Origin of the sequence: Paraburkholderia sp. A1RI_3L (assembly GCF_048957895.1) — a bacterium.
Lineage (GTDB): Bacteria > Pseudomonadota > Gammaproteobacteria > Burkholderiales > Burkholderiaceae > Paraburkholderia > Paraburkholderia kururiensis.
The window spans coordinates 102,223-114,608 of sequence record NZ_JARCHA010000015.1; the positions used below are offsets into that span (position 1 = coordinate 102,223).

The 12,386-nt window shown below is 67.2% G+C and carries 10 protein-coding genes; 9 read left to right on the forward strand and 1 reads right to left on the reverse strand.

What is annotated here, in order from left to right; translation table 11 throughout:
• Nucleotides 1-175 precede the first annotated feature (175 nt).
• Together PXJ20_RS28545 and PXJ20_RS28550 are read left to right on the forward strand one after the other, a co-directional pair.
• On the forward strand, nucleotides 176-640 hold the full coding sequence (locus PXJ20_RS28545; RefSeq protein WP_042298754.1) for an Lrp/AsnC family transcriptional regulator: 465 nt from the start codon (nucleotides 176-178) through the stop codon (nucleotides 638-640).
• A 234-nt stretch (nucleotides 641-874) separates the two neighbouring features.
• A complete protein-coding gene (locus PXJ20_RS28550; protein WP_277597964.1) occupies nucleotides 875-1,972 on the forward strand; it encodes a saccharopine dehydrogenase family protein in 1,098 nt (365 codons plus the stop codon).
• A 94-nt stretch (nucleotides 1,973-2,066) separates the two neighbouring features.
• On the opposite strand, the gene PXJ20_RS28555 is transcribed toward PXJ20_RS28550, so the two are convergent.
• Nucleotides 2,067-2,648 (reverse strand): AAA family ATPase, encoded by a 582-nt coding sequence (locus PXJ20_RS28555; protein ID WP_017775917.1) that lies wholly within the window; start codon nucleotides 2,646-2,648, stop codon nucleotides 2,067-2,069.
• A gap of 355 nt (nucleotides 2,649-3,003) precedes the next feature.
• Here PXJ20_RS28555 and PXJ20_RS28560 point away from each other — a divergent pair, with 355 nt between their 5' ends.
• The 7 genes from PXJ20_RS28560 to PXJ20_RS28590 form a co-directional block, all read left to right on the forward strand.
• The gene (locus tag PXJ20_RS28560) at nucleotides 3,004-3,546 is read left to right on the forward strand and encodes a hypothetical protein (protein WP_421057459.1); all 543 of its coding nucleotides are present in this window, start codon (nucleotides 3,004-3,006) and stop codon (nucleotides 3,544-3,546) included.
• 260 nt (nucleotides 3,547-3,806) lie between these two features.
• Nucleotides 3,807-4,763, forward strand: a complete 957-nt coding sequence (locus PXJ20_RS28565; protein WP_017775915.1) for a sugar ABC transporter substrate-binding protein — start codon at nucleotides 3,807-3,809, stop codon at nucleotides 4,761-4,763.
• 417 nt (nucleotides 4,764-5,180) lie between these two features.
• A complete protein-coding gene (locus PXJ20_RS28570) occupies nucleotides 5,181-6,848 on the forward strand; it encodes a sugar ABC transporter ATP-binding protein (RefSeq protein ID WP_421029241.1) in 1,668 nt (555 codons plus the stop codon).
• Nucleotides 6,845-7,888 (forward strand): ABC transporter permease, encoded by a 1,044-nt coding sequence (locus PXJ20_RS28575; RefSeq protein WP_421029242.1) that lies wholly within the window; start codon nucleotides 6,845-6,847, stop codon nucleotides 7,886-7,888. The genes PXJ20_RS28570 and PXJ20_RS28575 overlap by 4 nt, the downstream gene beginning before the upstream one ends.
• Nucleotides 7,889-7,947: 59 nt before the next feature.
• Nucleotides 7,948-8,985 (forward strand): LacI family DNA-binding transcriptional regulator, encoded by a 1,038-nt coding sequence (locus tag PXJ20_RS28580; protein WP_017775912.1) that lies wholly within the window; start codon nucleotides 7,948-7,950, stop codon nucleotides 8,983-8,985.
• 254 nt (nucleotides 8,986-9,239) lie between these two features.
• Nucleotides 9,240-10,142, forward strand: a complete 903-nt coding sequence (gene rbsK / locus PXJ20_RS28585; protein ID WP_421030910.1) for a ribokinase — start codon at nucleotides 9,240-9,242, stop codon at nucleotides 10,140-10,142.
• A gap of 458 nt (nucleotides 10,143-10,600) precedes the next feature.
• Nucleotides 10,601-12,386: methyl-accepting chemotaxis protein (locus tag PXJ20_RS28590; RefSeq protein ID WP_421057460.1), on the forward strand; the 1,786-nt coding region annotated here is incomplete at its 3' end.

The following is a 12,386-nucleotide window of genomic DNA, read 5'->3' on the forward strand; positions in this document are numbered from 1 at the left end:
CTATTAGTATCACGATATCACGGCGCTCCGTGTGACCCGCCACAACTCCTTACAAACGAAACGATCGGCAAAAATGCGCAGATGGCGCGTCCGTGAGGCACACGCGAGGCGGTTCGCCGGCACGTCGCCGCGCGGGCGATAATCGCCTCTTCCAACCGACTCCGTTCGCTCTCCGATGAGACCTCCGCGCCTCGACCAGCTCGACGAACTCGACCGCAACCTCGTTGCGCTGCTCCAGCAGAACGCCCGCGAAAGCGTGGCGAATCTCGCGCGCCAGCTCGGCGTGGCGCGCACGACGGTCATTGCGCGCATCGCGCGGCTCGAACGCTCGCAGGTGATTGCGGGTTACAGCGCGCGGCTCGGGCAGGACGTGCTCGATGCCAGCATCCAGGCCTGGGTGGGCCTCATCATCGCGCCCAAGCACGGGCCGGACGTGCAGAAGCGCCTCGGCAGGATGCCGGAGGTGCAACTGCTGTGCGCCGTGAGCGGCGAATACGACTACGTAGCCTGGCTGCGTGCCGACTCGCCGGAACGGCTCAACGACCTGCTGGACCAGATCGGCGGGCTCGCGGGCGTGGAGCGCACCACGACGTCCATCGTGCTCGCGCGCAAGATCGATCGCGGCACCGTCACGGGCTGACGGTGTGCTGACAGCAGGCTGACAACGTCGGCTGACAACATGGGCTGGAGCGCGCCACGGCAGGCCGCCGTTGACACGGTTTTTATACGTTTTCGTCAGACCGGCGAGAAACTTCGTCTAAACGGCGAAAGCCATGGTCGAAGCGCAGCATTTTGCGCCTATGATCCGTACCGGGCCGTCTCTACACTGTGTCGCGCAGGTTCGCCATACGACACAAAACACAAGGAGAAGCCCATGAAAGTCGCGATCGTCGGTGCCGGTCTGATCGGACACACCATTGCCCATTTGCTGCGCGAAACCGGCGACTACGAAGTCACCGCGTTCGACCGCGACCAGCCCGCGCTCGACAAGCTCGCGGCCCAAGGCATCCCCACGAAGCGCGTCGATTCCGCCGACCCCGCCGCGCTGCGCAACGCCATCCAGGGGTTCGATGCGCTCGTCAACGCGCTGCCTTACTACCTCGCCGTGAGCGTCGCGGCCGCGGCGAAAGGCGCGGGTGTCCACTATTTCGATCTGACCGAGGACGTGCGGGCCACGCACGCCATCCGCAGCCTTGCCGAAGACGCGGAGCACGTCTTCATGCCGCAATGCGGTCTCGCGCCGGGCTTCATTGGCCTTGCGGCGCACGAACTCGCGAACCGCTTCAGCGAGATTCGCGAGGTCAAGATGCGCGTGGGCGCGCTGCCCGAGTTTCCGACCAATGCGCTCAAATACAACCTGACCTGGAGCGTGGACGGCCTCATCAACGAATACTGCCAACCGTGCGAGGCGATCCGCGACAGCCGTACGCAATGGGTGCAGCCGCTGGAAGGCCTCGAACACTTCTCGCTCGACGGCATCGAGTACGAAGCGTTCAATACCTCGGGCGGTCTCGGCACGTTGTGTGAAACGCTGGCGGGCCGCGTCGAATCGCTCGATTACAAGTCGGTTCGTTATCCGGGCCACCGCGCGCTCATGCACTTCCTGCTCGAAGACCTGCGGCTCGCGGGCGACCGCGACACGCTGAAGTCGGTGTTGCGCCGCTCGGTGCCATCCACGGCTCAGGACGTTGTGCTCGTTTTCATCACGGTGACGGGCATGCGCGATGGCCAGCTCGTACAGGACGTCTTCACGCGCAAGATTTTCGCGAAGACCGTTTGCGGCGTGCCGATGAGCGCCATCCAGATCACAACGGCCGGTGCCATGTGCGCCGTGCTCGACCTGTTCCGCGAAAAGCGCCTGCCGCAAAGCGGATTCGTGCGCCAGGAGCAGGTGTCGCTGCGCGAGTTCCTCGGCAACCGCTTCGGCCAGCTGTACGAAGGCGCGACGCTGGACGCGATGGCCACGGTCTGATCGGTTAGCAGCGCAGCAGCCAACGCCGGGGCGAAATCGGGGTGAAAGCGGGGCCCCGGCAGGCGAGCAACAGCAACCGGAAAGCAAGCCTCGACTACGGCGCCGCGAGTTGCGCGAGCAGGGCGTCGTAGTCGGCATCCGAGGGCGCCGTGCTGTCGAACATCAAAAGCCCTTCGCATGCGGTACCTGAGGGCACGAAACGCCGCTGGCGATACTCGTCCCAATGCGCGAGCTTGTAGGCATCGTTGGGATTGCCGCGCGCGACGATGCGCCGGTGCGCCGTCTCCTCGGACGCATGAACCCACACGATGCGGATGGCGACATCCGCGCCCACCCCCAGCCACGCGCGATCGAACAGACGCCGGTCGCGCACCTCGCGCGAGAGCGGTCCGATCACGATCACGCTGATACCGAGTTCGAGATTCTCGCGCGCCGTGTCGATCAGCCCCAGGTATTCGGGGTCGCGCAGATGCTGAAGGTAAAGGGGGCTGTCGCGATCGTTCGGATCGCCCGTGAGGGCGCCGATGGCCGCGGCGCTGTAACGCCCATAGAGCGTGTCCTTGTCGAGCAGGCAGAAGGCCTCGCCCGTCGCGCGCATGAGCGGCGCGATCAGGCGCTTTGCCAGCGTGGACTTGCCGGTGCCGGCATGACCGCAGATGAAGATCAGTCGGGCCACGAATACTCCATTACATCCATTGGCTTCAAAGTCGAACGGTAACGTTGGCCGATCATGACGGCGAAGGGAGCGCCGCGCAAGCGCGCGAGGCGAGCGGGTGGTGCGCGGGTGTGCGTGGCGTTGTGTGCGCGGCCGCACATCGGCGCCCATGCCTGGGCACGCGCACGCTGCGATCGATAGACCGGCGCGCGTATCATGGGCGCGCGTGCCGTCCGCGCTGTGATTCGTGCCGTGCGCGGGCAACGCATGGCGGGCCGGCAGACGGCGCACAGGCGGCAACCAGACAAACAGAACATCAGGTATGGTCGCCCGAGCCGGGTGACGCGAGGGAGGCCGGAACATGCTGTTACGGCGCATGCAGACCAGAAGGATCATCGAGATCGCACACACGGGGCAAGGCGAAACAGGCTGGGCCGGCGTGCGTGCCATGCACTGCGCGTGGAACGCGTCGCGCGCCTGCCTCGCAACCCTGGCGACCACCGCAACCCTGACCGCCGTCACCACGATTGCCCTTACCGCCGGTCTTGCCGGCTGCGCCGAAACACCCGGCACGCCGCTGCCGCTTCGGCCCGTGCCCGCGGAACGCATCGTGAAGCCCGGCTACACCACGCAAGCCGAAGGCAAGGTCGCCGTCGACGTGCGCCGCGAGCCAGCGACCAACGTGCTGGTGCGCCTGCGCGACGTGCTCGTCTACGTGGACGGCGAGCGCGTCACCGACCTCATGCAGGGCGAACACGTCACGTTCTGGCTCACGCCGGGCCTGCACCGCATCGCGGTGTCCACGCAGTTCGATCCTGTCGTCGAGATTCCCTTTCAGGTCGATGCCCGGTTCACGAACCGGGCGAGCGTCAGCTTCAACGCCGACCACCGTGTCGGAGTCCGGCGGGTGGCGCAGTAATGCAGGGCGCCCGCTGCGCCCATCCGCCAGGGATTACCCGCACGACCCTGCATCGGCCGTACGCATCATGCGCCGGCCGCTGCCTTGCCGCGCCTCGTTTTCCGCCCAAACGGCGGATGCGGCGCGGCAGGCCCCCGTGTGCGACGCAGCAGCGCCCGCCGTTGACACGGCGTTTTGGCAATGCCCAGAATAGGCGCTCGCAAACGTTTGCGCGCTAAAAATACGGCTCATCCGAGCCTGACAACAAGGAGATAACCAGAATGAATTCCCGCATTCGCCGCCGCGTCCTTGCGGCCGCCGTGGCCCTCACCGCTGCGGCTGCGTTGCCGTTTTCCACCGCTCACGCCGAAGCTGCCAGGAAGCCGAAAGTCGCGCTCGTCATGAAGTCGCTCGCCAACGAGTTCTTTCTCACCATGGAGACCGGCGCGAAGGACTACCAGAAACACAACCCGGGTCAGTTCGACCTGATCACCAACGGCATCAAGGATGAAACCGATACCGCGGCGCAGATCCGCATCGTCGAGCAGATGATCGTCTCGAAGGTCGACGCGATCGTGCTGGCGCCCGCGGACTCCAAGGCGCTCGTGCCGGTGGTCAAGAAGGCGGTGGACGCCGGCATCATCGTGGTGAACATCGACAACCGGCTCGACCCGGACGTGCTCAAGTCGAAAGACTTGAACGTACCGTTCGTGGGTCCGGACAACCGCAAGGGCGCGAAGAAGGTGGGCGACTACCTCGCGAAGAAGCTGAAGGCGGGCGACGAAGTCGGCATTCTCGAAGGCGTGTCGACCACCACCAACGCGCAGCAGCGCACGGCCGGCTTCAAGGACGCGATGCAGGCGGTGGGCGCGAAGATCGATTCGGTGCAGTCGGGCGAGTGGGAAATCGACAAGGGCAACGCGGTGGCCTCGGCCATGCTCAACGAGTACCCCAACATCAAGGCGCTGCTGTGCGGCAACGACAACATGGCGATCGGCGCCGTGTCGGCGGTGCGCGCCGCGGGTCGCCAGGGCAAGGTGTACGTGGTCGGCTACGACAACATCAACGCCATCAAGCCGATGCTGAAGGATGGCCGCGTGCTTGCCACGGCCGACCAGTACGCGGCCAAGCAGGCCGTGTTCGGCATCGACACGGCGCTCAAGGCGATTGCCGACCACAAGAAGCAGTCCGAGCTTTCGGGCGTGGTCGAAACGCCGGTCGATCTCATCACGAAGTAATCGACGGGGCGCGGCCGGCCGGGAACCCGCAAGGCAAGTCGCGCATCAACGAAGCCGGCGTCGCGTCCGTTAGTTCGTTGTTCGGGCGCGCCGTCCGGCGCTCAAGAAAAGCTTGGCGTCGCCGTTATTCACCGGTATAGCGTCATGGCGGCAGACGCGGCCATTCGATTCGCATGAATGGCCGGTCGGCAGGCGAACAGGCGCGGCGGGGGCAACGCGGCAGGCGCGGGCGGGCCCGCTTGCCGACGCGGCCACGCAGCAGGTCACGATGGAGCGGGAGCCATACAGCAGCAGATACTGTCGAGCCCCGCGGCATCGGCCTTCAGCCAACATGACACACGAAGCGGCAGTCGGGCTTTCCGCCGCCACAGTGCGGTGACCAGGCCGGCGAGAGCGGCTTTCGACAACAGGATGGAAATGGATTCAACGGACTCCGACGTGCCGCGCGCGCCGTCCGGCTTGCCTGCCGTGCTTTCGGTCACGGGCATCGGCAAGACCTGGGCGTCGCCTGTGCTTGCCGACGTGAGCCTCGAGCTGCGCGCCGGCGAAGTGCTCGCGCTCACGGGCGAAAACGGCGCGGGCAAGAGCACGCTTTCGAAGATCGTAGGCGGTCTCGTGGACCCGACGACGGGCTCCATGCAGCTGGCCGGCGCGCCGTACCGGCCCGCCAGCCGCACCGAGGCCGAGGGGCTCGGCGTGCGCATGGTGATGCAGGAGCTGAACCTGCTGCCCACGCTTTCCGTGGCCGAGAACCTCTTTCTCAACCGGCTGCCGCACTTCGGTCCCGCCGCGTTCGGCTGGATCGACCGCAAGCGGCTGCGCGAGGACGCGCGTGAGGCGATGGCCCAGGTCGGGCTCGACGCGATTCATCCCGACACGCTCGTGGGCGAACTCGGCATTGGCCACCAGCAGATGGTGGAGATTGCGCGCAACCTGATCGGCGACGCGCGCGTGCTGATTCTCGACGAGCCCACGGCCATGCTGACCGCGCGCGAGGTCGAACTGCTGTTCGAGCAGATCGCGCGGCTCAAGGCGCGCGGCGTGGCGCTCGTCTACATCTCGCATCGACTCGAAGAACTGGCGCGCGTGGCCGAACGCGTGGCCGTGCTGCGCGACGGGCGTCTCGTGCACGTGGACGCGATGGCGAACCTCACGCCGGATCGCATCGTCGCGCTGATGGTGGGGCGCGAGCTGGGCGAGCGCATCGATCTGGGCGAGCGGCGCATTGGCGCGCCGCTCTTGCGCGTGGAGCGCCTCACGCGCGGCGAAGCGGTGCGCGACGTGTCGTTCGAGGTGCGCGCGGGCGAGATTTTCGGCATCTCCGGCCTGATCGGCGCGGGCCGCACGGAGCTGCTGCGCCTCATCTACGGCGCGGACGACAAAGACGGCGGCACTGTGGCGCTGGCGCCCTCGCCGGGCGCCACGCCTGTGCCCGTGAAAATCGCCTCGCCGGTGGATGCGGTGCGCGCCGGCATCGCGCTCATCACCGAAGATCGCAAGGGCGAAGGGCTGCTGCTGCCGCAACCGATCGCGGCCAACGTGTCGCTCGGCAATCTCGGCAGCGTGTCGCGTCACGGCGTGGTCAACGCCACGCGCGAGAACGCGCTTGCGGCACGTCAGATCGAGGCGCTGCGCATCCGCACCTCGGGGCCGGGCCAGCCGGTGGGCGAGCTGTCGGGCGGCAACCAGCAGAAGGTCGTGATCGGCCGCTGGCTCGCGCGCGAGCGCAAGGTCCTGCTGTTCGACGAACCGACGCGCGGCATCGACGTCGGCGCGAAGTTCGATATCTATGGCCTCATGGGCGCACTGGCGCGCGAGGGGCGCGCACTCGTGGTGGTCTCGAGCGACCTGCGCGAGCTGATGCTGATCTGCGACCGCATCGGTGTGATGTCGGCGGGACGCATGACCGGCATCTTCAGCCGCGATACGTGGTCGCAGGACGCGCTGCTGGCGGCGGCCTTTGCCGGTTACCGCAGCCGCGAGGCGCTGCTGCACAGCCCCCACGACGACGCCAACGACGCCAACGACGCTCCCGGCGGCCCACGCCGCGAGGACGCTCAACCGAATGCACGGAGTCTGTCATGAACAACCAACCGCTGCCGCAGGGCCATGCCCCGGGCACGCAGGAGAGCGCGGCCGGCGGGAATCCGGCCAGTGTGGCGAGCGGGGCGAGCGCGAAGCCGGCCGGCACGCGTCTCGGTTTCTCGAACTATCTGGGCCTTGCGGGCGCGCTCGTCGCGATGATCGCGCTCTTCTCGGTGCTGAGCTCGCACTTCCTCACCTACGACACGTTCAGCACCATCGCCAACCAGATTCCCGATCTCGTGGTGATGTCGGTGGGCATGACGTTCGTGCTCATCATTGCCGGCATCGATCTTTCGGTGGGCTCGGTGCTCGCGCTCGGCGCCTCGGTGGTGAGCGTTGCCGCGCTCAAGTGGGGCTGGGGCGCATGGCCTGCCGCGCTGATCGGGCTTGCCGCCGCAGCGCTCACCGGCACGTTGACGGGCGCCGTGACGGTGGGCTGGCGCATTCCGTCGTTCATCGTTTCGCTCGGCGTGCTGGAAGCGGCGCGCGGGCTCGCCTACCAGATGACGAACTCGCGCACGGCCTATATCGGCGATGCGTTCGACTTCCTTTCGAATCCCATCGCGGTCGGCATTTCGCCGGCCTTCCTGATCGCGGTCGTCGTGATGGTGGTCGCGCAGCTCGTGCTCACGCGCACGGTGTTCGGGCGCTATCTGGTGGGCATCGGGACCAATGAGGAAGCCGTGCGGCTCGCGGGCGTGAACCCGCGGCCCTACAAAGTGATCGTATTCGCGTTGATGGGCGCGCTGTCGGGTCTCGCCGCGCTGTTCCAGATCTCGCGCCTCGAAGCCGCGGACCCGAACGCCGGCGCGGGGCTCGAACTCCAGGTGATCGCTGCGGTGGTGATCGGCGGCACGAGTCTGATGGGCGGGCGTGGCTCGGTCATCAGCACGTTTTTTGGCGTGTTGATCATTTCGGTGCTGGCGGCCGGGCTCGCGCAGATCGGCGCGAACGAGCCGACCAAGCGCATCATCACGGGCGCGGTGATCGTGGTGGCCGTCGTGCTCGACACGTATCGCAGCCGGCGCCGGCGCGCGTAGGGCGCGAGGGCACAGGGCAGAACACAGCAGCAGACAGCGAAGCAGGAGAGCAACAGCTTATGGCGACGATCAAGGATGTAGCGGCCGTGGCAGGCGTGTCGTTTACGACGGTATCGCACGTCGTCAACAACTCGCGCCCGGTGTCCGCGGATGTTCGCGCGAAGGTCGAGCGGGCCATCCACCAGCTCAATTACGTGCCGTCGGCCGTCGCGCGCTCGCTCAAGGCGCGTTCCACGGCCACGGTGGGGCTCGTCGTACCGAACGGCACGAATCCGTACTTTGCCGAACTCGCGCGCGGGGTCGAGGACGGTTGCGCGCGCAAAGGCTACTGCGTGTTCTTCTGCAACTCCGACGACGACCCGGCCAAGCAGCGCAGCTACCTGCGCGTCCTGCAGGAAAAGCGCATCGACGGACTGATCGTCGCATCGGCCGGCGACGACGCCGTGCTCGCGCAGACGCTTTCAGGCTCGCGCGAGCCGCTCGTGATCGTGGACCGCAACATCGAAGGCCTCGCCGCCGACCTCGTGCAGATCGACCACGAGAAGGGCGCCTGGCTCGCCACGCGGCATCTGCTGGAACTGGGCCATTCGAAGATCGGCTGCATCACGGGGCCGGTGTCCACGGCGGTGAGCGCGATGCGCGTGCACGGCTTTCTGCGCGCCATGGCGGAACGGGGCATCGAGATTCCCGCGGGTGCCATCGTCGAAAGTGACTTTTCCGGCACGGGCGGCTACCGCGCGGCGAGCCAGCTGTTCGATTCGGTACGGCCGAGCGCGATCTTCGCCGGCAACGACATGATGGGTATCGGCGCGCTGCGCGCCGCCGCCGAACGCGGCCTGCGCGTGCCGCAGGACTGCTCGGTGATCGGCTTCGACGACATCGAACTGGGCCGCTTCACCTACCCGGCGCTCTCGACGGTGGGCCAGTCGGTGCGCGCGCTGGGCGAAACGGCGGCGCAGACGCTGATCGAGCGCATTACGGGCACGGGGCAGACCGACGGTGCACCGCCGCGGCGCCGCGTGGTGGCGCCGCAGCTGATCGTGCGCGAATCGACGGCGCAGTGGTCGGGCGACCATGCGCAGGGGTTCGTGGCCTGACAGGCGCGGCGACGGGCGAGCGCGCTCGGGTCAGGCAATGCAGTGAAGCGCGACGAAGACCGACGACGACCGACGAAGACCTGCGTGGCTCGATGCAACGCAAAGACGGCAAGGCGGAGAAGAGCGTGGCGGACGAAACAGCGGCAACGACAGTGAACTCAGTGAACGCAGGAAGCGCGGCAATGACAGGCATCCCGGGTAAGGCAGAGCAGGGGCAGGGGCAAGAGCAAAGGCAAGGGAAAAGACACGGCCGCGTGGCCGTGGTCGGCAGCCTCAACATGGATCTGGTTGCCCGCGTGCCGCGCATGCCGAAGCCGGGCGAGACGCTGGCCGGCCACGCATTCGCCCAGGTGGCGGGCGGCAAGGGCGGCAACCAGGCCGTGGCCGCCGCGCGGCTGGGCGCCCGGGTGGCGATGGTGGGCTGCGTGGGCGCCGACGCGAACGGCGAGCAGCTGCGCGCGGGCCTGCTTGCCGAAGGCATCGATTGCACCGCACTTGAATCGAGCGCAAACGCCCCGACCGGCGTTGCGCTGATCGTCGTGGACGACAGCAGCCAGAACGCGATCGTCATCGTGGCCGGCAGCAACGGCGAGCTCACGCCTGCTACCGTCGCGCGACATGAGGCCGTGCTGGCCGCCGCCGATGTCGTGGTCTGCCAGCTGGAGACGCCGGTCGACGCCGTGCATGCCGCGCTGGCGGCGGCGAACCGGCTCGGCAAGACCGTGATCCTCAATCCCGCGCCGGCCACCGGGCCGCTGCCCGCAGCGTGGCTGCCGCTCATCGACTATCTGATTCCGAACGAACTGGAGGCCGCGACGCTGACCGGCCTGCCGGCGAGCACGCCCGAAGACGCGGCGCGCGCCGCTGCGACGCTGTGCGCAGCCGGCGCGCGCAATGTGCTGGTGACGCTGGGCGCGCAGGGCGTCTGCGCCGCGCTTGGTGGAATGGAGCCTGTGCACTATCCGGCGCCGCGTGTGAGCGCCATCGATACGACTGCGGCCGGCGACACCTTCATTGGCGGCTTTGCGGCGCAACTCGCGGCAGGCGCGAGCGTCGACGAAGCCATTCGCTTCGCCCAGCGTGCGGCGGCTATTTCCGTCACGCGTGAAGGCGCCCAGCCTTCCATTCCGCGCCTCGCTGAGGTCGCCGCTTCTTGAGCGTTTCGTCAGTCGCGCGTGCCTCCTTCATAGCGGTCGTCGCGTTGCCGGAGCCGGCGTGGTGTGCTGCGCCCGGTTTTCCGAAGATCATCATCTGAAGTTCATGCTGCCTGTGCAGCACGCGGCGGCCCGGCTTTCTTTCTTCTTCCGCCGCGACACAGCGCGTCGCCGGTTCTCCCTCTCGTACCCGCTTGTCCTTCCATGTGCGCCATGCGCGACGTCCGGGCGCCGATGAACGGCCTATTCGAACGCGCCATTCCGCATCATTCCTCAGTCTTGCAATTTTTACCTGATTTCATGGTGAATATGATCAGACCATATAAAAGATTCAAGCGTCAGGCTTTCTTGCCGTAAACGCCGTCATAGCACCGCACAGAAGATGGTGCATCGAGCGCCGCCAGTGAGACCCTGGCAAGGCCATCCGGAACCGGCCTCCCGCTTTTGCACACAGGAAGAACATGAACAAAGGCATCACCATCAAAGCCCGCATCGGGCTGACCATGACTTTTCTCGCGGCGCTGCTCGCGGCCATCAGCGTGCTGGGGCTCATCGGGCTCACGCGGGCCAACGATGCGCTGAAAAACACCTTCACCAATCAGATGCCGAGCGCCGTGTCGATCGCGAACTCGGAAGTCTATGCAGCGCGCGAACGCCTCGCGCTGGACCGCGCGGCGTTCCTGATCGGCACCTCGGAGGTGGCCGCGACGGTGGAACGCGCGAAGCTCATGCGCACCGAATCCGACAACTGGTGGAAGAAGTATCTGGCCTTGCCGCGCGGCGCGGAGGAAGACCGGCTCGCGCAAGTGGTGGCGGGCAGGCGCGAGGCGCTGCACACCGAGGCCGACGCGTTCACGGCCATGGTCAATGCCGGCGATCAGTCCAAAATTGCGGATTCCGCCAAGCGGCTGCAAAAGGTCTACAACAACCTCGTCAACGCCGACAGCGATCTCGTGCAACTGCAGTTCCAGCAGGCGAAGGAGGGCTACGACAGCACGCAGTCCATGGTCGGCTTCTTTCGCATGACGAGCATCGGCGCACTCGTGGTCGGCCTTGGCGCCGCGCTCTTCTCCTTCTTCACGCTGCGCGGCGCCATTGCGCGACCGCTCGCGGAGGCGCTCGGACACTTCGACGCGATCGCGGCCGGCGACCTGCGGCGCGCCGTGGTGGTGCACTCGCGCGACGAAATGGGCCAGTTGATGGAAGGCGTCGCGAAGATGCAAAAGAGCCTGATCGACACGGTCCGCACGGTGCGCGCCGGCAGCGAATCGATCGCGACGGCCACGCGGCAGATCGCCGCGGGCAACATCGATCTTTCGTCGCGTACCGAGGAGCAGGCCTCGGCGCTCCAGGAAACGGCGTCGAGCATGGACGAGCTCACGGGCACCGTGCGCCAGAATGCGGACAATGCGCGCCAGGCCAGCGCGCTCGCCGCAAATGCATCGGAGATCGCGAACAAGGGCAACGCGGTGGTGAGCCAGGTGGTGGGCACGATGGGCGACATCAACCAGAGCTCGGCGAAGATCGCGGACATCATCGCGATCATCGAAGGCATTGCGTTCCAGACCAATATCCTCGCGCTCAACGCCGCCGTGGAAGCGGCCCGCGCGGGCGAGGACGGACGCGGCTTCGCCGTGGTGGCGGGCGAGGTGCGCAGCCTCGCGCAGCGCTCGTCGGCGGCGGCCAAGGAGATCAAGGAACTCATCGACACCTCCGTGGAGCGCGTGCAGTCGGGCTCGGCGCTGGTCGACGAAGCGGGGCGCACGATGGGCGAGATCATCGGCGCCGTCCAGCGCGTGACGGACATCATGGGCGAGATCGCCGCGGCATCCGAGGAGCAGAGCAGCGGCATCGACCAAGTGGCGCGCGCGGTCACGCAGATGGACGAAGTGACCCAGCAGAACGCGGCGCTGGTGGAGGAAGCGGCGGCTGCGGCGCAATCGCTGGAAGACCAGGCGGCGAAGCTGCGCCAGGCGGTGGCGGTGTTCCAGGTGGACGAAGGCGGCGCGGCGATGACGTTCGCGCAGCCGGTTCGGGCGGCCACGAAGGCGGCGAAGCCGGCGGCGGCAGGGCACAGCGCCGTAGCGAGGCCGGTTGCGCGTGCGCGGGCGAGCGCCCCGGCTCGCGCAGTGTCTGCTGCGGCGAAGGGCTCGACGGTTGCGGTCGCTAAGGCCGCGCCCTCTGCTCGCTCCGCATCAGTGCCGGGCGCTTCCGCAGCGAGAGCCACGCCCGTCAGCGCTGGGTCGG

Excerpts from the sequence above, each read along its gene's own strand:
- PXJ20_RS28560 (WP_421057459.1), top strand. The coding sequence starts at position 3,004 with ATGCAGACCAGAAGGATCATCGAGATCGCACACACGGGGCAAGGCGAA.
- PXJ20_RS28545 (WP_042298754.1), top strand. The coding sequence starts at position 176 with ATGAGACCTCCGCGCCTCGACCAGCTCGACGAACTCGACCGCAACCTC.
- PXJ20_RS28575 (WP_421029242.1), top strand. The coding sequence starts at position 6,845 with ATGAACAACCAACCGCTGCCGCAGGGCCATGCCCCGGGCACGCAGGAG.
- PXJ20_RS28570 (WP_421029241.1), top strand. The coding sequence starts at position 5,181 with ATGGATTCAACGGACTCCGACGTGCCGCGCGCGCCGTCCGGCTTGCCT.
- PXJ20_RS28580 (WP_017775912.1), top strand. The coding sequence starts at position 7,948 with ATGGCGACGATCAAGGATGTAGCGGCCGTGGCAGGCGTGTCGTTTACG.
- PXJ20_RS28550 (WP_277597964.1), top strand. The coding sequence starts at position 875 with ATGAAAGTCGCGATCGTCGGTGCCGGTCTGATCGGACACACCATTGCC.
- PXJ20_RS28565 (WP_017775915.1), top strand. The coding sequence starts at position 3,807 with ATGAATTCCCGCATTCGCCGCCGCGTCCTTGCGGCCGCCGTGGCCCTC.